14 protein-coding genes are annotated in these 21,467 nt (G+C 43.5%); 7 read left to right on the forward strand and 7 right to left on the reverse strand.

Translation table 11 applies throughout. The features are described 5' to 3' along the window. The 4 genes from L1271_RS23700 to L1271_RS23715 form a co-directional block, all read right to left on the reverse strand. On the reverse strand, positions 1 to 1,879 hold a 1,879-nt coding region (locus tag L1271_RS23700; protein ID WP_328266253.1), incomplete at its 3' end, for a FimV/HubP family polar landmark protein. A 289-nt stretch (positions 1,880 to 2,168) separates the two neighbouring features. Beyond that, positions 2,169 to 3,185, reverse strand: coding sequence for an aspartate-semialdehyde dehydrogenase (locus L1271_RS23705; protein WP_010606268.1), 1,017 nt, complete (start codon positions 3,183 to 3,185; stop codon positions 2,169 to 2,171). Positions 3,186 to 3,222: 37 nt separating this feature from the next. After that, positions 3,223 to 4,347 (reverse strand): 4-phosphoerythronate dehydrogenase, encoded by a 1,125-nt coding sequence (locus L1271_RS23710; RefSeq protein WP_102056436.1) that lies wholly within the window; start codon positions 4,345 to 4,347, stop codon positions 3,223 to 3,225. Positions 4,348 to 4,430: 83 nt separating this feature from the next. Then, a complete protein-coding gene (locus tag L1271_RS23715) occupies positions 4,431 to 4,751 on the reverse strand; it encodes a DUF6419 family natural product biosynthesis protein (protein ID WP_010606266.1) in 321 nt (106 codons plus the stop codon). Between the two features lie 537 nt (positions 4,752 to 5,288). Here L1271_RS23715 and fadE point away from each other — a divergent pair. Next, on the forward strand, positions 5,289 to 7,742 hold the full coding sequence (fadE, locus tag L1271_RS23720) for an acyl-CoA dehydrogenase FadE (protein ID WP_039496080.1): 2,454 nt from the start codon (positions 5,289 to 5,291) through the stop codon (positions 7,740 to 7,742). A 283-nt stretch (positions 7,743 to 8,025) separates the two neighbouring features. Here fadE and L1271_RS23725 read toward each other — a convergent pair whose 3' ends face one another. Then, entirely contained in the window at positions 8,026 to 10,284 is a 2,259-nt protein-coding gene (locus L1271_RS23725; RefSeq protein WP_235368933.1) for a DUF5916 domain-containing protein, read from the reverse strand. A gap of 189 nt (positions 10,285 to 10,473) precedes the next feature. Here L1271_RS23725 and L1271_RS23730 point away from each other — a divergent pair, with 189 nt between their 5' ends. Continuing rightward, entirely contained in the window at positions 10,474 to 12,441 is a 1,968-nt protein-coding gene (locus tag L1271_RS23730) for a winged helix-turn-helix domain-containing protein (RefSeq protein WP_235368934.1), read from the forward strand. Positions 12,442 to 12,450: 9 nt separating this feature from the next. On the opposite strand, the gene L1271_RS23735 is transcribed toward L1271_RS23730, so the two are convergent. Further along, on the reverse strand, positions 12,451 to 13,524 hold the full coding sequence (locus L1271_RS23735; protein WP_102056432.1) for a DUF6136 family protein: 1,074 nt from the start codon (positions 13,522 to 13,524) through the stop codon (positions 12,451 to 12,453). A 1-nt stretch (position 13,525) separates the two neighbouring features. After that, complete coding sequence (locus L1271_RS23740; RefSeq protein WP_010606261.1) at positions 13,526 to 14,119, reverse strand: ABC transporter ATP-binding protein; 594 nt, start codon at positions 14,117 to 14,119, stop codon at positions 13,526 to 13,528. A 280-nt stretch (positions 14,120 to 14,399) separates the two neighbouring features. Here L1271_RS23740 and L1271_RS23745 point away from each other — a divergent pair, with 280 nt between their 5' ends. From L1271_RS23745 to L1271_RS23765, 5 genes are all read left to right on the forward strand, one after another. Further along, entirely contained in the window at positions 14,400 to 15,059 is a 660-nt protein-coding gene (locus L1271_RS23745; RefSeq protein WP_102056431.1) for a hypothetical protein, read from the forward strand. A gap of 650 nt (positions 15,060 to 15,709) precedes the next feature. Next, a complete protein-coding gene (locus L1271_RS23750; RefSeq protein WP_235368935.1) occupies positions 15,710 to 17,329 on the forward strand; it encodes an HAL/PAL/TAL family ammonia-lyase in 1,620 nt (539 codons plus the stop codon). A gap of 137 nt (positions 17,330 to 17,466) precedes the next feature. Further along, entirely contained in the window at positions 17,467 to 17,760 is a 294-nt protein-coding gene (locus tag L1271_RS23755) for a phosphopantetheine-binding protein (RefSeq protein ID WP_010369398.1), read from the forward strand. Positions 17,761 to 17,794: 34 nt separating this feature from the next. Further along, positions 17,795 to 19,291 carry an AMP-binding protein gene (locus L1271_RS23760; protein WP_235368936.1) on the forward strand — a complete coding sequence of 499 codons (1,497 nt, stop codon included), beginning with the start codon at positions 17,795 to 17,797 and terminating at the stop codon, positions 19,289 to 19,291. Then, a complete protein-coding gene (locus L1271_RS23765; protein WP_235368937.1) occupies positions 19,284 to 21,467 on the forward strand; it encodes a beta-ketoacyl-[acyl-carrier-protein] synthase family protein in 2,184 nt (727 codons plus the stop codon). The genes L1271_RS23760 and L1271_RS23765 overlap by 8 nt, the downstream gene beginning before the upstream one ends.

The following is a 21,467-nucleotide window of genomic DNA, read 5'->3' on the forward strand; positions in this document are numbered from 1 at the left end:
CATCAATATCATCACCAGCGAGAGCATCTGACTCTTCTTCTAATTCCGGCAACGTATCTTCTTGCGCTTCATCCAATAAAGCATCAATATCATCACCAGCGAGAGCATCTGACTCTTCTTCTAATTCCGGCAACGTATCTTCTTGCGCTTCATCCAATAAAGCATCAATATCATCACCAGCGAGAGCATCTGACTCTTCTTCTAATTCTGGCAACGTATCTTCCTGTGCTTCATCCAATAAAGCATCGATATCATCACCATCAAGCGTATCTGGCTCTTCGTTAATTTCAGCTAACGCATCGTCTTGAACTTCATTTAATAGAGCATCAATATCATCACCCGCAAGCTCACTACTTGGTTCCTCAAAATCAGGCAGTGCATCATCGTCAGCATCTTGAGAAGCATCAAGTAGTGCATCGATATCATCAGCATCGACTAAGCTCTCACTATCAAAGTTGCCGCTAAATTCGGGCTCTTCATCTAGCGCCCCGTCAAGAATTGAATCGATATCATCGTCGTTTGCAACAGCATCCGCTTGCTCATCAGCAAGTTCCTCGCTCAGGGCAGCAAGCGCATCATCGCTAACATCAATTTCTTCGTCTTGAGACTCGTTGAACAAATCATCTAGATCGCTGTCACTTAAAATATCCTTGCTATCATCAACATCGAGCGAAACTTCATCATCAGCCTCCTCGAAGCTCTGTTGCATAAAGTCTTCGTCGTGATCATCACCAAACGAAATATCTTCGTTTAGTAAGCTATCCAGTTCGTCTTGATCTAACGTATCACTTCCTTCATCGAAGTCGTCATCAAGTGAGTCAAAGGTAATTTCATCGTCTTCAGGTAAGATATCGTCATCTAACTGAACGCTTGCGCCCAGTGCATCTTCATCGTCGCCCATTCCGATATCAAGTGGGTCTGGCTCAGGGTCAAATGCAGTCGCAGCGGTTGCAGCTCCCGCCGCAGCGCCTGCAGCCACGGATGGTGTTTGCGGAAGAAAATCGTCATCATCTGTTGACGTCTGAGATTGCTTTCTCCGGCGTAGGAACATAACGAATCCAGCAATTGCCAGTAGTGCTGGCAATGTAGCAAGTAATGCAATGCCAGCTGGCGAGCTAAAAAATGCGCTTAACTCGCTACTTTCTTGCGCTTTTGCTTGAGCGGCTTGCTGATCAATCATTTCATTTTGCAAGTCGATAACAGCCTTTAGCTGTTGTTGGATTTCGCTGTCTTTTCCAAGCTGAGTACGAACCGTTTGAAGCTCGGTAGAAATAGCGCCGAGCTGTTGCTTTAACTTATTGTTTTCGGATAGGATTTCTTCAACATTACGCACCGAGGACTTGAACTCTTTTTGTAAGTCCATCAGCCTCATGTCCTGTTCCATCTTTAAAGAGCGCAGTTGATTAGTCAGGTCTTTTTTTGCTTCTTCAACATCGACTTTACGAGCTTGCGTAACCTTTTTTTCAGCTTCGTTGATTGCATTTGGGTTCAATAATCCCTTACGCTTCATTTCCCAAAGTTTGTCATCTTGATCCGACTTTTGCTTTGCCAACTCAGGGTTTACACTGCGAATTTCATTGATGGTAGGAATACGTAAATACGCCCCATCCTGCATATGGTTGAGGTTTTTATCTAGAAATGAATTAGGATTTTTATCGTAAAGCGCCTTCATCACCTGATAAATGGTGACCGAGTCATCTGGTCGCACTTTTTGTGCTATACGCCACAATGTATCCGTGGGTCTGATAGGCCCTATTGACCGACCTTGAGCCCCATAATCAACCCCTTTAGGGCCTTTTAGCACTACCCCCTCTTGGGTATATACTGGTGTGGCAATCAGTGCGAATACAAAGATACTAAATAAGGCTAAACCGCGCATGCCGATCCTTTACTCAAATGTTTAACACCCGTTAAACGACATTTTATTATTATGGCTTTGAAGCAAGCTCTATTCCAAATGCAAACTATAAACCAGATATGTTGGAATATCCATTGCAACGTATTGAAAGTTAACATGGTTATAATGCTTTTTACTGATTCTGGAATAGTTGATATAGGTGAAGAATAGTCAAGTATTTGACCTAACGGCAAACTTCTTGGCAGAAGTTTGCCGTTATAACGCAGAATAGTAAGCAAAATTTTGCTTACTTTGCGATATCAAAGGGTACCTATAGATAGCTTTCTATAAGGGCTTCTGCTATTTGAATGCTATTTGTTGCTGCACCTTTTCTGGTGTTGTCTGATACCACCCATAAGTTTAAGCCCAATGGATGTGAAATATCTTGCCTTACACGACCCACATAAACGGTATCGTTACCACTTGCATCACTTACCGGTGTTGGGTAGTCGTTTTCGTCTTCAATTAGTTCAACACCCGGCGCATCAGCAAGTAACTGCTTAACATGTTCAAGATCATAAGGCATGCGCGTTTCAAGATGAATGGCTTCAGCATGACCAAAAAACACAGGAACGCGAACCGCAGTCGGGTTAACCAAAACACTTGAGTCGCCCAAGATTTTTTGCGTTTCCCACACCATCTTCATTTCTTCTTTGGTGTAACCATTTTCTTGGAACGCATCAATTTGAGGAATGACATTAAAAGCGATTTGTTTGCTAAACACTTCGTTTTCCATCGGTCTTGCATTCATTAAGTTTGCAGTTTGCTTAGCCAACTCATCTACCGCTTCTTTACCTGCACCAGATACCGCTTGATAAGTTGAGACATTAATTCTGTCAATGCCATAGGCATCATAAATTGGTTTAAGTGCCACTAGCATTTGGATTGTAGAGCAGTTTGGGTTAGCAATGATATTACGATTTCTAAAATCGGCAAGACTGTCTTTATTCACCTCAGGAACTACTAATGGAATATCAAAGTCGTATCTAAAATGTGAGGTGTTATCTATCACAATGCAGCCAGCGTCAGCGGCGATTGGTGCATATTTCTCCGACACGGAACCACCCGCTGAAAACAAACCGATATGGGCATTAGAAAAATCAAACTCTTCAACATCCAGAACTTCGATTTTTTCACCCATAAAGTCAATCTCTTCACCCGCGCTTCGGCTACTCGCGAGTGGGTATAATGTGTCTACAGGAAACTTTCGTTCTGCTAGTAATTCGATAATTTGCTTGCCAACAAGACCTGTTGCGCCAAGTACCGCAACATTATATTTTTGCGACATTATTTTTCCTCATTCTGTAATATACCAACCACAGCACTTAACTCTTGTGCTCAGAAAAGCCAAGTTGGTAAAGCTTTTCACTGATTGGTGAGTCATTATTGACTGCAATTGTACTAAATTCTCGACGCACGGGATATGCTTTACGCAAGGTATCAAAGCCCAATGTGTTTAGCTGTTTTCTCATGATGCCATCATCACGACGAATGTCATAAACAAGATGCGCTAAATTGATAATATCCTGCTCGTTGGCTGTGCTTTGCAATTGGCAGCCAGTGACACTTGGCTTAGGAAGAAAATCACTAATCGTTTTGCTGGCTGGTAAATCGAATTCTCGGCATACGGCTTCGTATAACATTTGCGTGCCTCGCGCCTTACCCTCTAGCGTATGGCCGGCAATATGCACAGATGCAAAGCGAGTATATTGCAATAATGACTGCAAAATATTCGGCTCATTTTCCCAAACGTCTAAGATCAGCTCGAGCGCTTGCCCCTTCTCTACCGCGTGCAAAAGCGCTTGATTATCGATAACATCTCCACGGCTTGCATTGATTATCACCGTACCCGGCTTTAATGCCGCTATCCGCGGTGCATCAAGTAGATGAACCGTTTTATGCGGGCCTTGCTTAACTAATGGAACGTGAAATGTCACGATATCCGCGCGCGCTAAGGCTTCATCTAAGGCTACATGTGAATCCAATGTCCCCGCTTGCTGTCTTACGGGGTCACACAATAATATCGTAAGACCAAGCCCTTTAAGCTTTGATGCCAAACACGCGCCAATATTACCAACACCAATGATGGCAATCGTTTTATCTTGAAGTGGCGTGGAAGTTTCTTGTGCGTATGCAAGTAGAGCGCTTATCACGTACTCGGCAACAGCTATCGCATTACAGCCTGGTGCGCTGCTGAACGAGATATTGGCGCTGGCCAACAATGAGGTATCAATATGATCAATCCCTATTGTCGCAGTCCCAACAAACTTCAGATTATCTGCTTGTGCTAACAGGGCCTCATTGACCTTAGTGACTGAGCGAGTCAACAGAATATCGACGTTTTTTAGCTCGTCAGGTTGAAGGTTACGGCCATCAAACCGTGTTACCTCACCAATTTCGCAGAAGAATGACTCAACTAAGGGCATATTTTGATCGGCTAATATTCGCATGCGGGTTTCCTGTCACCTATTGTCTCGAGTACTCAGGCGATAACACATCGCCTGAGTCGAGTTTAACATGGCAAGCTAGGCGACTAATAATAAAACCTTTTATTTTGTGTCACCGCTTTATTGCAACCAAACGCTATTGCAAAAAACATCACACAGCATACAAAAACGACCGCTCCCTTGAGACTTAACCAGCCACCTGAATCAAGCAAAGGACAAAACGTCATGGCCAACACGTTAATACAACACAATAATAAAGCCCAACGGGTATAAGCTCGGTAGCCAAGTAATGCGGCAAACAAACTGCTAAAAACATTAAAAATTACCGCTTCAGGAAAGAGGTGAAAGGCCGACAACATGGCGGCAAAGGCCAAAATAGTGACTAGATAAAAAATACTCTGCTGCATCTTGTTTCTCCTTAACATGGACAGCAATATCAACCGCTACACTAGGTCGTAGCGATAAATCCTAACTCACATAGCTACCAAGAAAATGGACTGCATTTGCTACTCCTTAGCAATTCTTAAAAGCACCATTTCGTGTCGTGGCTATGCTTAACCCAATTGTAGAAACATTAACGTGTATTTCAATGCAAATCCGACATGAAGTTTTGGCAATTATAATGCACAGATAACGAACTTCTCTGAAAGAAATTTCATGTGCATTTTCGTCATATTGCACTACGTTCATTACACTTAAATATCGATCAGTAATTAATAGCGTTGAAAATTCTCTCAAGTTATAGCTGGGGTGTAATCAATAACTTTTAAATTACTGACATGAGAAGCATGACTCATTTAACACTCAGATTCAGTACAAAACGTAAATAATATGTCACAACAAGGCATCAACTAATTCGCATAGAGGGTATGAAGACGCTTGAAATATCAGCGTTAACCAGCTAGTCTAACTGGGTGGTCAGACCTCTTATAAGGAAGAACAACATGACACTTATATTTGTTCTCGCGTTGTTAGCCTTGCTCAGCGCAGCAAGCTATCATCGCGCAAGCTGGAATACCGCTCTAGGTATTGCAGCAGTTACAATGCTAGTTGGCACCTTTGCTGGTGCATTTGGCATTATCTCTTGGTTAATTTTCTTAGCGATTGTTATTCCGCTTTCAGTAACGAACCTGCGTCAGCAATACATCGTGGCTCCAGCATTTAAAGCGTTCAAAAAAGTTACGCCGACAATGTCAGAAACCGAAAAGTCAGCGATTGATGCAGGTACAACTTGGTGGGAAGCCGATCTATTTTGTGGTAACCCAAACTGGGATAAACTTCATCAGTTTCCTAAGCCACGCTTGAGCGTTGAAGAGCAAGCGTTTTTGGATGGTCCGGTGGAAGAAGTGTGTGCCATGCTTAACGATTGGGAAGCAACGCACGAACTGACTGACTTACCGCAAGACGTGTGGCAATACTTAAAAGACAACAAGTTCTTTGCGATGATCATCAAAAAGCAATACGGTGGTCTTGAGTTTTCAGCTTACGCGCAATCTTGTGTACTACAAAAGCTTACCAGTAAATCAACTTTACTTTCGTCTATCGTGGGCGTACCTAACTCGTTAGGCCCAGGCGAACTACTTCAGCACTACGGTACTGACGAGCAAAAGGAACACTACTTACCTCGTCTAGCAGTGGGTGATGAAATCCCTTGTTTTGCATTAACGTCACCAGAAGCGGGCTCTGATGCTTCATCTATCCCTGACTTTGGTGTGGTATGTAAAGGCGAATGGGAAGGTGAAGAAGTATTAGGTATTAGCCTAACGTGGAACAAACGCTATATTACTTTAGCACCTGTTGCGACTGTACTTGGTCTGGCGTTTAAGATGCGCGACCCGGACGGTCTATTAGGTGATAAAGAAGAGTTAGGTATTACTTGTGCGCTTATTCCTACAAACACGCCAGGCGTAAAAATTGGCCGACGTCATTTCCCACTGAATGTGCCATTCCAAAATGGCCCTACCCAAGGCGAAAACGTGTTTGTACCACTCGATTTCATTATCGGTGGCGCAAAAATGGCAGGACAAGGCTGGCGCATGCTGGTTGAGTGTTTGTCGGTTGGTCGTGTTATTACGCTACCTTCAAACTCTGCCGGTGGTATTAAATCCCTTGCAGTTGCAAGTGGCGCATACAGCCGCATTCGTCGCCAGTTCAAACTGCCTATCGGTAAGATGGAAGGGATTGAAGAGGCACTAGCGAAACTGGGTGGCTATGCGTATAGCTCTGATGCTGCGGTGACTATGTCAACTGGCGCGGTAGATTTAGGTGAAAAACCTTCGGTTGTTTCTGCCATTTTGAAGTACCACTTAACCGAACAAATGCGTGCTTCAACCATCCATGCCATGGATATTCATGGTGGTAAAGGGATTTGTCTAGGTCCAAACAACTACGTTGGCCGTGGTTACCAAGGTGCACCAATTGCAATTACGGTAGAAGGTGCAAACATCCTAACCCGTAACATGATCATCTACGGTCAAGGCGCTATTCGCTGCCATCCTTTTGTACTGGCTGAACTTGAAGCTTGTTCTATCAAAGATAAACAAGAAGCGCTTGATAGCTTCGATAAATCCTTGATGGGTCACATCGGTTTCACTATGTCGAACTTGGTAAGAACTAAGTGGTTAGCGCTAACCGGTGCACGTTTCACCAAAGTACCATTTAACGATGAAACCGCTGTTTATTATCGTAATGCTGCTCGTTACAGTGCATCATTGGCATTAATGTCTGATATTTGTATGGCTGTATTTGGTGGTTCACTTAAGCGTAAAGAGCGTATTTCTGCACGTTTGGGCGACTTATTAAGCTACCTTTATCTGGTTTCTGCAACGCTTAAGCGCTATAACGATGAAGGTCGTCGTAAAGAAGACTTACCTTTTGTGCAATGGTCTTGTCAGGAGCACCTGTACCTTTGTCAACGTGCCCTTGCTGACTTAATCAACAACATGCCTTCTGCTGCATTACGTGGTTTGTTGAAAGTGGTACTGTTCCCATTTGGTCGTCCGGTTCGTAAACCAACCGACAAAATGGAGCACAAACTTGCTCAGCTACTTCAAGTACCTAGCGAAACGCGTGACCGCCTTGCAACACACATCTACTTAAAAGATGAGCCTCTGTGCTTGCTTGGTAAGCAAGAGCAAACGCTAAAAGACATTCTTGCCGTAGAGCCGTTATTTGAAAAGGTATGCCGTGGTACTGGTAAAAAGTTACCGTTTATGCAACTTGATAAAGTAGCAGCAATGGGGCTTGAAGCAGGTGTACTGAGCGAAGACGAAGCAGCTAAATTGACTGCCGTTGAAGCAAAACGTCTTGCCGTTATCAACGTTGATGACTTTGACCCTGAAGAGTTACTTGCCGGTAAAGCAAGAACGAAGGAATCAAGTAAAGCAGACGCAGCATAACTATTTTTGTTTAGGTAGTGTGATCCATACTACCATAGCAATTAGCGTGGATATAAAGGTCAGAATTTTCTGACCTTTTTTCTTGGCAGATTATACCAATTTGGCTTAATACTTGCTCAATTTGAAGGAATAAATCTGACGCTAACAGCGTTAAAAATTTCTTATTTAGAACAACTAAATAACAAAATTTTTGCCTGGTTATCGACAAGATTTTCTCGCCTCAAAATAGACCACTTAATTAAGAAAATTGGTATTAGAGCCGGGGGAACACAGCTCTAGTGTTTTAAAATAAATATCGCACTTTAAACGTCACTAAGTCTTGCACTGGTTGCTGCCATAAATCAGCGACACTACCAAACCAGTCTCTGCGTCCGACTTGCGACTTTTCAAGTGTCGAAAAGTTTGCACCTCCGCGTTGATACACTAAAAAAATATCTGAATATGCACCCATGCGATAACGCAGTTTTATCTGGCTTGCTAAGCGCCTGTCGTCAAAACTGGTGTCACCATGAATTTCGTGAAGCTCTCCGTTGGTAATTTGATAAATCGTCTTACTTTGTGCTTCAAGTATCGTCCACTGTAGCGAACCACTGAGTTCAAGGTTGTCGGTGATCCGACCGTTAAATTCCAACTTATTGGAAAACTCATCTCTGTCGTATTCACTCAAGCGGTTTTGCCCGTTCGCCATCAGCCAGCCATCACCGCTTCTAAAGAAATTACTCAACTTAAGGTTCCAGTTGTAGTGTGGCATCCACGTCAAATCCACGGCGTATTGCTGTGCTGAGCCTGATATTCCTTCTTGGTCAAGCTCTATACTCGCAGCCCAAGAAAAATCCCCCACATAAGGGCTTTGATAAAAGACCCGAGACTCTATACGGCTTGGCATCTCAAACACCTCAGTGCCTCGCCCTAAGTTGTCTTGTTTACCGCTAGTGTAATAATCTAGCCCGAGGTTAAGCTGACCACCATTTGCCAACAAAAACTGCGCTAAATATGCTTGTCTGGCCGCTAAACCTGTTCCAGCATTGTTTTGCTCATGCCTCAGTGTGAGTGACTGCTTAAACCTGGTAAACCAGCTGTCTTTTGGGTGCATCGAGTATTCACCATAAAGCTCGCTCACCTGCCAGTCATTGCGTTTCATATAGCCGAGATCACGGTTATCAAATTCGTCATCCACAGCAAAGTAGCGCGCAGCGAACTTCGTCTGTAAAGAAAGTTGATACTCCGCGTCTAGCGATATACCTTGACCTGTAACACGTTGCTTTTGTGTTTCTACCTCAGTTTGTAATAGCGCGCCTTTGAAAGACCAAGTATCACTACGATACTGGCCATCAACGGCATAACTCATGGCATCGCGTTCAAGAAATGGTCGTTCTGTTTTGGTCGCAAGCACACCGGCCTGCCAATCTTGCGTGCGATAATTAGCTCTTGTTGCAAAAAACTGCTTACCAATATCGTCCGAAAAGTCCGACTCAGACACAGCAAAAGTACCAAATTGTACCGACTTTCCTTTATGCACAAATCGTAGTGCCGCATCTATGGGGGTGATTGCGCGTGTACCATCATCACTTGATGCCCCTATCCGACGAGTATGAATAAGCTTAGTGCTTTCAAGTGCAGCAACGTCAAAAAGGCTGATATCTTGGGTGAAAAATGGACGTTTATCGGTGCGCAACGTTTCCACGGCTGAATAATTCACGTCAACATCATCGATATCCACCTGACCAAAGTCAGGATTCACGGCAAGACTCACCTTCTGATGATGAGAAGGCTTGTAAAACAAATCAAAGCCAACATCGGACTGGTGCTGGCGCTCGGAAGGTGAAGTGCTTAGCGGTGCAAATTGAGCCTGATGCGCAAAGTAAGGCACAAATGCCAATTGAGAATGCGCGGGGATCTGTGCTGCGATCTTTGGCATGGTCAGGAAGAAATCACTATTTGCTGTTGTATCCTCATGGTTTGCATAGATAAAATTACTTTTAAGTTCATACAACTGTACCGAAACCCCAATCTTTGTAAGCCCCTGCTCATCTCCTGGCTGAAACGACACGGTATGCCAAGGGATCAATAATTCCGTGGTCCAATACGTATCGTCAATGTGATTGGCATAGTGCCAGTCCCCATCCCAATCGTAATCCACGTTTAAGCTTGGGGTTACAACACCATCTTGCGAGCCGCCACCTAATGTCACCGAAAATTGATATGCACTACTACCGTCGCCTGAAAAGTCCACAACTACCCGATTGAAGTCAGCTTGCATAAAGCGGTCATGGATATTGAATTGTCGCTTGCGCTCGGCTTCATTCTGGAAGTTTTTAATACCAATATAAACACCGTCGGCGGTTGCAAAAGCTTTTGCGGTAATTTTGTCATTGGCAGATGCCAAAGTTACAGGCACAACCTGAACAAATTGTTCAAACTGTGTAGCTGAACCCCACTGCGCTTCATTCAACTTACCATCAACCACGATAGGTTCCGCAAGTGCAGCTCCTGCCATCATGGGATAACTTAAACCGAGCCAAAATTTATTGCTTTTATTCATACATACTTTCCTCAGAGTTATGCCTGCTATTGCAACAAACTTTGCCGTAAAAAGTTCTTAACTTTTTCTGAAGAAAGCTGACTTAACCTTTATAAACATTGACTTAATCTTAAGAAACGCTAACGTTATGGGAACAATTGGTTTTAATTATTGAAATTGGTACTCAGCGTGCAGGCACAGGAAGTAGAGATGGTTTGTTTTGGACATTGGCAGTTTGATCTCCAGCAAGATTGCCTAACACATAGGCAAAGCCAAGAAACCGTAAAACTTGAGCCACAAATGGCAAGGTTACTCGCGCTTTTTATTGAGCATCATAACGAAGTGCTAGAGAAATATTGGCTTACCGAACAGCTGTGGCAACATGCGGTTGTCGAACCTAATAGTCTTTATCAGCTTCTGACTAAACTGCGAAAAGTGCTCGGGGACGACCCTAAAAACCCGATTTACATCAAAACCATCCCAAAGCGGGGCTATCGCTTTATCGCACCACTAGAAAGACATGAAATAGCGCCTCGTCATACGGCAAAACCAGTCAACGTAATCGCCAAGTCCCGTATTTTTTCACTCAGTGCCGTCGCAATGGCAGTGTTATGCTTTGGCGCAATCGCCTTTTTTAATCAAGCACCAATAGAAAAAACACCATCACGCTACGAAACCTCGAGCCTCAGTCATGAGCTTGGCCTTGAATTTGACGTTGATGCCCACCAAAGCAAAGATCTCATCGCCTATGTAAAAGATTTTACCCACCTTATTATTGCCAACAAACAAGGCTATCAATTAAATGAACACCGCTTTGATTCGCGGATCAGCTTTCCAAGTTGGAGTCCCGACTCAGATAAGCTGGCATTCTGGCAATATCAAGGTAGTGGCTGTCAACTTCATGTTATGACTGCCGCAGGGCAATTTTTCCACAGTTCTCAAATTCTTCCGTGCCAAGTTGGTACTAAACCCGTTTGGAAAAATGACAAAGAGCTCATCCTAACGTTCGGCCAATATAATGCCAAAGCAGCACACCTTTACCGGCTTGAGTCCCATCAAATGGTTAAGCTGCCACTTGCTTTGGCAGCCAACGAGCGGTTAAAAATGGCCCTTCGAGCATGGCAAGATAAAACCTATTATTTAGTTCAAGATAAACAAGGGTTAGCACGACTACAAACGCTCGATGGCACGGTACATCTAAAGTGGTCAGCTCCAGTCACTTCAGTTGCGTTTGATGTTTATCATCAAGCTGTGATTGCGAGCCAATATGGCAGCCTATCGCGACACTTTAGAGACGGTGACAGTCAAGCCATCAAAGAAACGGAAATTGGCTTATACACAAGCTTCTCAAGCGATAATCGCGGCGATATATTCGCGGCATTGGAGAGTTTTCAAGTTAATATCAAAGACCGAGATGATCTCCCCTTATTTTCAAGCTCAAGCATCGACTATCTACCACTGACCAACAGCTTGGGGGAAACGGCGTTTATGTCGAGGCGCAGCGGCGTATGCGAGGTGTATCTATATCACGATGATAAAATCAATCAGCTTTCCTTTCATCAGGGGCATGAATACGTTGGTTTTTTAGTATGGAGTCCAGAGCTGAGCTATTTGGCCTCAAACCGTGATAACGATTTAGTGATATACGACCGAAAACGCCCACTCACCCAGTTCAATTCACAGCTGAGTCTGCCCGTCAAAAGCATGGGCTGGATAGATGAGCAAACACTATGGGCTTATGACGGCGAAACATTAAACCAATACAGCTTGTCTGGGGCGCTTATCAGCAGTCATGATAGTACAGCTGACTTTGTCTTTTATCACCCCGAAAGACAAACCTGGTTTGTGCTACAACAAAACCTACTGCTTGAGTACGAGACGCTCTTCGAAAGCGACTCAGAAGCGTTAAATAAATATGCGTTAAGTCAAAAACAAACCAATCAATTTAGTAACTTAAGAATTCGCGGCAACGACATCTATTGGCAATCCGCTTGGTCAAAAAGGGACTACATTTGGCAACTCACCTTGATGCCAGAGCAAAACCCTACGCTTAAAAAAGTCGGCCACTTGATTTGGCACTACGATATCGACGCGCTTGGGGATCTACTCATAGCAAAAATGGAAAGTGTAGAAGGCGATATCAAGAAACTGACTCGCCTATCTGAAGCTGCTAACTAACGATTATCATTACAAAAGCACATACGCGGTATAGCTCAGCACTAAGGTGCTGAGCCAAGTCATAGCTAAAAGCTGTGGACTTTTTAATGCACTTAACACTAAAAGTGGGAGAAAGGCATAGGGTAACAGGCTCACTGCACTCAGTCCTAATAACATATAGACAGGCACTGAAAAACAGACGGCAGCCGTCAGCACAATAATCCAGATGCTCTGCTTTGCCGATTGCAGCTTATCTATACTCAACCAATATGCAGTGCGGTCGTAGACTTCAGGTTTGAGATCAATGGCAAGGCTCGACCACCATAATAGATTTAACGTCACCAGACCTGGAACGTAATTTGCCATCAGATCGGGGCGCTCTGCGCTTAAGATCGCGCCAAACCATAGCACCAACACACTCATCACAATGCGCCAAAGCAACACAAAATAGTGGTTGTAAGCAAAGCTCAGCCAAAATGTCGTCAACCCTTTAACCATTACCGATAACGTCACTTTACGCGGTAGCAAAGCAGCACAGCCAAACACTATTAGGTTTACAGCAATCAAATACCAAGTAATTTCGACAACAGCAAAACTGATAATAGCTGTTATCAATAATCCAATACTGGTCCCCAAAGGACGATAAATAAAACAAAGAGCAACGAAGAATTGCGTCACCGCAAAAAACAGTAAATGCCATGCTTGTGTGATTTTCTCAATTCCAATCGAGTAGCAAAGAATTAGCGTCATCAATAATAAGGGGTGAACAACCAGTACGGACAATCCATCCGCCACTTTTTGATGGATGGTACGATGCAGGATCGTGTGGTGGTAACTTCGGTGCGCTTTGTCCAAAACCGCATCTCGAAACACAAATAGAATAAAGCTTTGCGCCGCAAGTAATCCCCACGCAATTTGTACCTGTGCAACGGGATTATCACTTTCTACAATTTTACCTATACCCATAAATAGTATTGCGATAAAACCTAGCAGATAAACTTGAAACAATGCAGCTATCATCAAGCCAAATTGCTGAAGTTGCTGGCCTATAGCTTGCAGCGATAAGGAAAGTGATGCTTTTCTGTAACGATAGTAATAAAGCATATTAACTACCCTGTTTTGGTGCTAAGGGAACAGAGTGAAATCCAACTTGTAAAAAAGGTTCAGGCTCATGACTTGTCATCAGCACCATGCCAGCGTAGTTTTGCGCGAGCTCAACGATATATTCGCAGCCTGCCGCGTCCAAAGCTGCAGTAGGCTCATCGAGCAATAAATAAGGGGTATTACGCATCAAGGCATTAATAAGCTGAAGCTTCTTTTTGTTACCAGAGGAGAGATCCGCGTAACGCGTCATTAAAAAGGTTTCAAACTGAAAGTCGTTTACAAGCTGCGAAGGAAAATCACATTGCCATGCGGTTGATGTGAGAGTTAATAACTCTTTTGCACGCAAAAAAGCAGGAAATGGAATGTTGTCTGACGCAAGTGCAACAAGTGTTTGGCGTTTATCGATTTTCTTGTCTTGTAATAGAATGTCGCCATTGAACGCATCATCAAGCCCAGCAATCATGCACAGTAAGGTGGTTTTCCCTACGCCATTCGGCGCCGCTAAACAAATTCTATTATGCTCAAACTCTTGTGAGTAATTGTCAAACAGTACCTCTTTGGAGAAGCTTTTACTTAGAGATTTTATCGTTATCATCTTGCTCTACACTATAAATCCAAATAGGGATTTATATTTATGTTTAAAAATGTAGTTGTCATAAAACTTAACTTATTACAAAAGCCAATATTTATCACCTAGTTAGAAAGTAAAATGACATATATTACGTACCTTATTTTGTAACAAAGCCTTACACTCTACATTTTTTAACACCTTATAAACATCATTAAGTAACCTTTCATTTTTCCTTCCTATACTCTTGCTCCGAAATCGCTTGAATAACGACCTATGTTCAAAATATTGATAAAGGAGATCAACTATGAACTTTCGTATCCTAACTGCAGCCACCCTATCCCTATTAGCGGTAGCATGTTCGTCTGAAGATATCGAGACCGCCAACTTCGGTTCTGACATCTATAAAAACCAATATAACTTGGTTAATGCCACCGATTATGAAATTGCATTTCACCTTGCTAACACTGAGCTAGACGGTGATGAACGAAATGTCGCTGACGATAAATATCGCGTCAAAGTACTAGCTTCCGGTTCAGAACCCGTACGCATCACACACGAACATAACACCAACCGTGAAATCAGTTTTTATGCTGAGTCAGTCAACAAGCTTGGCATGATAGAACAAGAAAAAATTAAGGTAAGTAATGACCGAGATTATCACTTTGTTGTAATGCAGGATAGCAACGATACCTTAGATATAAAGGTGGTTAGAAAGTCTAAAGATGATCACGATAATAAATTTACCGTACGAGTATTAGCTTCCAAAACAATGACATTAAATATTAACGGTTCAGACGTTGAATTTGATAAAGGAGAAGTCAGTAGCTGGTATCAAGTGGATGACTGTAATCAAGATATTATGATGGGTGATGAGGTTATAAGTCTTTGCAATGCATCACTAGACCGCTCTTACTTACTCGTCGTCGGTGAAACTGGATTAATGAGCACCGTTTTAGAATACTAACTAATTAGTGTTTTTGAGGCTGCCGATATTCCGGCAACCTCAACGGTTAGCCGTCTAGATTTATATTTATAACGCATTTTTTATTCACAAAAAATTCAACTTTCTGCCGAAATAAGTCAATTCTATTCATTTTCAGATCCGACCATACAAAATAGTGACATTTGTCATAAGTCAGTTTTATTAAACTTTCCACGCGCAATAAAAATAGAGTTTTAGCTTTAAAAATCAATTAATTCTTTATATCTCATAGAGATAAAAAACAGCTATTAACAACTCCATATTGCAATCATTTTATAACATTTCAATTATGTTAACGTTAGATTTAATTAACATTAAAATGTCAAATTTTTCGTGTTGACACCCTGAAAACTCGGGCTTAACCTAGCCGCCGTTCTTAAAACACAACAATCAAAAAATCACATTTAATATTTTTTATTTACAAATAAAACAATCTTGTAACAAAGATAGCGACAATAGTATCGCGACAAAGCCGACCAAGTTAGCGGATTGGCACACACGGGACGTTGGTTAAGTAGTACTCGCCTCTAACAAGTATGATTGGGTTTTCTAAACAATTTCCCGCCATACAAAAATATAAGCATTGTGAAAATCACAATCGGATTCATTATTTTAGTCAGAGTAGGAAAGTCATGAACCAGTACAACACAGAAAAGGAAGCAATTCAGGTCGAGAAAAAGCTCGGTAGTATTGTTTTCATCTCGCAAGATCAATCACTTTCTCTGGAGTCAGTGCAAGATTACGCAGCTCAGCCCTTATCCAAAGTAAAATTGGACGAATTGGCACTAAAAGCTAGAATCGAGCAAAACCGTCAATACCTGGACAATAAATTAGCAAATCAAGAAGATATATACGGCGTGACGACTGGTTTTGGTAACTCAGCAAGTAACCGTATTTCGACTTCTCTCTCTGAAGAATTACAACAAAACCTCATTGCTTATCATGGCTGTGGCGTTGGTGATTACCTTTCAGAGTCTGATTGTGCCGCGACTTTATTGATCCGCATGAACTGTAATGCCAAAGGCTTTTCGGGCGTTAGTTGGGAATTGCTGGCGCAAATGGAAACCTTTCTAAACAACCGCATCATCCCAGCTCTCCCTTCTATGGGTTCAGTGGGTGCGAGTGGCGACTTAACACCACTTTCTTATGTCGGTGCCGCACTTGGTGGTAAGCGTAAGGTGTACTATCAAGGACAACTACGTGAAACCGCTGAAGTGTTAGAAGAGCTAAACATTGCGCCATACAAGCTAAAGCCGAAAGAAGGTTTAGCTATCATGAATGGTACTTCGGTTATGTCTGCCATCGCCACGAATGCGCTAAAAGACATCCGCCGCGGCATTGATTTAAGCTGTAAACTGATCGCGCTTTATGTCGAACTTATCGAAGGTCGTGCATCGCCATTCCATAAACGCGTACACGAACTTAAACCACACCGCGGACAGCAGATCTGCGCAGAGAAAATTCTAGAACGCTTAACTAACGTCGATCAGCGTTTAGGTCGCAGAAACCGCACCGATGACAACATTGAGTTTGGCAAGCAAGAAACGTTCAGGTTACAAGATAGCTATTCAATTCGCTGCTCTCCGCAGGTGTTAGGTCCATTAATTGATGCTGAGATGTGGGCATCACAGATCCTAACGACTGAAATCAACTCTGTGAACGATAACCCACTATTTGATGATGAGAACGACCTTATCCTCAACGCGGGTCACTTCTACGGTGGTCACGTTGCAGCGGTGTGCGATACCCTCAAGCCACTCGTTGCAAACATGGGCGCCTTACTAGAGCGTGAATTAGGCATTTTGGTTGACGACCGTCTTAACGGTGGAATTTCTAACAACTTGGTTGCGCGTGAAGATCTTGGCGACAAAGCTTGGGTACACCACGGTTTCAAAGCAATGCAAATTACCTCTTCTTCTCTTGTTGCAGAAGCACTGAAAAATGCAGGCCCTATGTCAGTATTTTCACGCACAACAGAAGCATTAAACCAAGACATCGTCAGTATGGGCACCATCGCCGCACGTGACCTTCGTCGTATTACAGATCTTATCAAGCCAGTTATTGCTATTCAGGCAATGGCGATCCGCCAGGCATTTTATGTTGATGGGAAAGATGCAAAAGCAGAGAAACTCAACGCACTTTCTCGCGAGTTTTTCGACGAAATTAGCAGCAACTTCCAACCAGTCATTGAAGATAGGCCGATGGATGTCGAAATCAACAATATGGTTAACGCCCTATTTAATGAGCAGTAACCCTCTCTAAGTCATTTTTGAGATGACGATAACGCTATAGCTGGCAGCTTCACTGCAGCCAGCTAGGGCTTGTTGTTGCTCAAAAACCGCTAATGAGACGTAAACTACACACCAGAGAAACTAAAAAGGATATAAAAATGAGTAGCTTAGAATCAATAACACAATTTATTAAACAAGACATCATTGTCGACAATTTAGAAGTGGTAGATAGCATTGATGAAATCGAAGATGATGCTCAACTTATCGGTGACGGTCTAGATCTAGACAGCATCGAGGTGCTCGATCTTGTGGTATCTATCGAGAAAAAATACAACCTTAAGTTCAAAGATTACCCAGAACAAACCATTCAAGAAAAAATGAAAAACGTCAGTACCTTAGCTAGCTTTGTTCACGAACAAGTTGAAGCACAAACAACAGCTGAAGCTTGTTGATCTGACCGTAACCATTTTCGCTTGGAAGGACACCATGCAAACATACAGTGCCATTCGTTCAACACTCATGCAACTGATTGAAGCTGAGTTAGAAGTAGATAAAGAACAACTAGACGTACTAAGTGACGACGCCAATTTAATTGAGGCGCCACTGTTTCTCGACTCGGTCGACCTTATGCAGTTATCTGCTGCATGTAAAAAAGCGTTCCAATTAAAAGACTTGGGCGAATTGAGCACTGTAACTTTGGCGACACTAACACGCCAAATAGCGTTAAACTTAACGCAACAAAAACAAGCAACACCCTTGGAGACTTGGGCAGATCAAGTCACCTCTCTCAAAGAGACCGATTTACTAGCACTGATACAGCGTAGTCTAGAGTGTGAGATCAACGGTCAGGTTCGCCTTATCAAAGACAGCACGCCCTGCGATATCATTGTGAGCACTATGGTGTTATTAGCACACAATATCACTCCGGTATTAAGTGCGAATGCGGCCGCGAACGTCAATGCGTTTAGCTGGCGAGAACTCACGCTTGCCAATCAAGAGGTAGAAGTTCCGTTTCATTCCATGACGGCATTTTTACAACAGCGTAGCGATAAGACAATTGGCTTTGAAACGTCAGGCAGCACAGGCAAGCCACAAACTTGGCATAAATCCATCGCCTCACTCCATGCAGAAGCCGTCACCTTTGCTGACACTTTCTCGTTTGACGCAGTAGATTATTTCTGTGCTTGCGTTGATATCCGCCACATGTTCGGCTTTATTTGGGCATTTATGCTCCCTCTGCAGCTTGGCAAACCGGTGTGTTATGAACTCGGTTCAACACCGGATTTACAACCTGTAAAAGACAAACAGGTAGGTGTGATCTTAACGCCAACTATGTTTGACTTTGTGGCCGATCAGTTAAATCAAAACCACTGTTACTTAATAAGCTCAGGTGCACCATTCAAAGGTGAGAAAGAGCAAAAGCTTGCCGACCTTATTTCTTCCCTATCGCTTTCAATACAAGCTTTTGAGGTACTAGGCAGCACTGAAACCGGCGGTATCGGCTATCGTCCATTAGGCAACAACGAAACGCACTTTACTAAGTTCACTGCGGTCGACATTTATCAAAATGGCGAGCACAAAACCATGTTGAGATCACCGTTTTTAGTGGCTAATTGTGATGAGTTTGAGCTCAAAGATAAGCTGATTTTCAGCAATGAAAACCAATTCACACACGGTGGGCGCGCAGACCAAATATTTAAGTATGCAGGTAAACGCTACTCGCTACAAAGTATAGAAAAAATCCTCCAAGAACGCTTTGCGGGACTTCGCCATCGCGTGTTTTTTATCGAGGACAATAACAATAATAAAGGGGGCGAGCTGGTCGCCTTTGTCGAAGGACTATCTTGCATCCCTACACTTCAGGACATCAGAAGTTGGTTTAAAGATTTACCCACGCCGCAGGTTCATTTTTTGGCGCAATTTCCAGAAAACGAGCTCGGCAAAATCACCCTCTCGGCACTACAGGAATGCGTACATGAATAATAAACAACAAACTTTCATTACTGGTTATGGTGTGCTCTGTGCAGCGGGCGAAAATCGCCAAGCGCTGCTAACTAGCATCAAGGAAAACCGCACTGGTATTGACCGCATTAATCGTTTCGACACACAGGGACTAACACACAATGTTGGGGCGCTCGCTATCAACTACGAGCACCACAGCGCAGAACATTTTGATATGGATCTGGCGAGCCAATACGCTATCCATGCCGTTACAGAAGCACTTGAGCATGCAAATTTAGCCTTAACTGAGATGGACAGTACCCGTGTGGCATTTATTCTCGGTAATGCAAACTGCGGTATGTTTTCATTGATGGAGAGCCTTAAAGGTCAGCATCAACTAGGGTTTAAGTTTTATCCACCACATCAAATTGCAACCGATGTCAGCCGCCACTTCGATATTCAGGGCCCTGTAATGACTTTCACCTCGGCCTGTACCGCAAGTAGCAGTGCCATTGCTTTTGCTAAGCAACTTATCGAAAATGACCAAGCAGATGTTGTCATTGCTGGCGGTGCAGATGCCCTCAGCGAGCTAGTTTACGGCGGCTTTCAGTCGGTACAGTCCTTGAGTCCTGAGCCTTGTGCTCCGTACAGCGAAAAAATGGGATTAAGTTTAGGTGAAGGCGCAGGTTTTTTAGTCTTTGAATCGCAAACACATGCTAATAAGCGTAACGCAACGCTGCGATATCAATTGCTCGCGACAGGGTCGAGCTTAGATGCTCACCACGCTACAGCGCCTAACCCCGAGGGCGATGGTGTACGCCGCGCTTTTACGCAGACATTGTCCTATGCGCCCGTTGCAGCAAGTGATATTGAATATATCAACAGCCACGGGACTGGTACGCCAGCAAATGATGGCGCAGAGCTAAAAGGGATCCAATCAGCCATTGGTGAACAGGCCATGCGCGACGTCTCGGTTTCAAGTAGTAAATCTTACTTTGGTCATACCCTTGGTGCCGCTGGTGCCGTAGAACTTATTTCAACTTTGGTCAGTCAGGATGAAGGGCTTCTACCAGCAACACTGGGTGTCGACTCAATAAGGTCTTGTTGCCAAGCATATCAATTAGTGACCAATCAGGCGAAACCTCAGGTTGTTGATGTTTTTGCGGTGACTAACTCAGCGTTTGGTGGCCACAACACCAGCATGCTACTCAGTAAACATCAGAAAACGTCGATTAACACGGCGCCAAAACCGGTGTATCTACTTGCCGCCACCAGCCTGTCTGATACTGAAGTATACAATGCTCGACAAAATAGCACCGACCACTTTGCTGAATTTAACTTAAAACAGCAGTTCCCTGCACTTTTCCAGCGCCGTACACCGTGTGTTGCACAATTTGCCTTGGGTGCCTGCCAATTTACCTTACAAGACAGCGATCTCGATCTAGCGCAATTACCACTGCCAGAATTCGCAGCCTACTATGCTAATCCCATTGGTTCGCTGGAAACCTTAGATAAAAACCTCGCATCATTTCAAGATGGCATTGCAGAGCTAAAAAGTACGCATTTCCCCAATACCGTCGTCAATGCCACATTAGGCCAACTGGCACTCGGCTTCGGCTTTAAAAACTCGGCCACTTGTGTGAGTGATTTAGGCAATGACTTTTTACATGCGCTTTGGAGCGCAGCACTTGATATGCGTGAAGGTCGAAGTCGATATGCGATGGTATGTAGCTCGCAAGACGATACTGCACTCTCGCAGCAAGTCTGGGCTGCACATCAATTCCAAGCAGATATCGGTCATTTTTCCAGCGCGGCGCTCTTGGCAACCAGCGAAGTGTTACCGGCAGGCTACCAACCTCTCGCAGAAATCATTGATTTTATTCAAATCAATGATGCGCAGGAACATCAAGCACTAGACAGATTATTAGCAAGCCATGCTAGGAAGCTGAGCCAAGTGGGCAATGTCGTGTTAAGTACTTATCACGATGAAGCGTTTGCCACCATTGCAGCAAGCTTGGACAGCCATTTACCACAGGCCCAACTTATAAAATATCAGCCACAAACCACGCCTCTACACAGTACAGAATTAGCAGTGCGTGCGCTAATGCATGCACTCAACACCCCAGCTGGTGATACCGAGTTAGATCAAACCCTACTCCTAAGCGTTAATCTCGCGGGAAGTATGACGGGATGTATTTTACGAACAGTAAGGAAATAA

It is taken from the genome of Pseudoalteromonas sp. OF5H-5 (assembly GCF_021530695.1).
Taxonomy (GTDB): domain Bacteria; phylum Pseudomonadota; class Gammaproteobacteria; order Enterobacterales; family Alteromonadaceae; genus Pseudoalteromonas.

What these genes read in the sequence shown, in the direction of transcription:
- L1271_RS23735 (WP_102056432.1), bottom strand. Translation starts at nt 13,524, where the DNA reads ATGCTTTATTACTATCGTTACAGAAAAGCATCACTTTCCTTATCGCTG.
- L1271_RS23740 (WP_010606261.1), bottom strand. Translation starts at nt 14,119, where the DNA reads ATGATAACGATAAAATCTCTAAGTAAAAGCTTCTCCAAAGAGGTACTG.
- L1271_RS23755 (WP_010369398.1), top strand. Translation starts at nt 17,467, where the DNA reads ATGAGTAGCTTAGAATCAATAACACAATTTATTAAACAAGACATCATT.
- L1271_RS23725 (WP_235368933.1), bottom strand. Translation starts at nt 10,284, where the DNA reads ATGAATAAAAGCAATAAATTTTGGCTCGGTTTAAGTTATCCCATGATG.
- L1271_RS23750 (WP_235368935.1), top strand. Translation starts at nt 15,710, where the DNA reads ATGAACCAGTACAACACAGAAAAGGAAGCAATTCAGGTCGAGAAAAAG.
- L1271_RS23765 (WP_235368937.1), top strand. Translation starts at nt 19,284, where the DNA reads ATGAATAATAAACAACAAACTTTCATTACTGGTTATGGTGTGCTCTGT.
- L1271_RS23710 (WP_102056436.1), bottom strand. Translation starts at nt 4,347, where the DNA reads ATGCGAATATTAGCCGATCAAAATATGCCCTTAGTTGAGTCATTCTTC.
- L1271_RS23745 (WP_102056431.1), top strand. Translation starts at nt 14,400, where the DNA reads ATGAACTTTCGTATCCTAACTGCAGCCACCCTATCCCTATTAGCGGTA.
- fadE (WP_039496080.1), top strand. Translation starts at nt 5,289, where the DNA reads ATGACACTTATATTTGTTCTCGCGTTGTTAGCCTTGCTCAGCGCAGCA.
- L1271_RS23730 (WP_235368934.1), top strand. Translation starts at nt 10,474, where the DNA reads ATGGTTTGTTTTGGACATTGGCAGTTTGATCTCCAGCAAGATTGCCTA.
- L1271_RS23705 (WP_010606268.1), bottom strand. Translation starts at nt 3,185, where the DNA reads ATGTCGCAAAAATATAATGTTGCGGTACTTGGCGCAACAGGTCTTGTT.
- L1271_RS23760 (WP_235368936.1), top strand. Translation starts at nt 17,795, where the DNA reads ATGCAAACATACAGTGCCATTCGTTCAACACTCATGCAACTGATTGAA.
- L1271_RS23715 (WP_010606266.1), bottom strand. Translation starts at nt 4,751, where the DNA reads ATGCAGCAGAGTATTTTTTATCTAGTCACTATTTTGGCCTTTGCCGCC.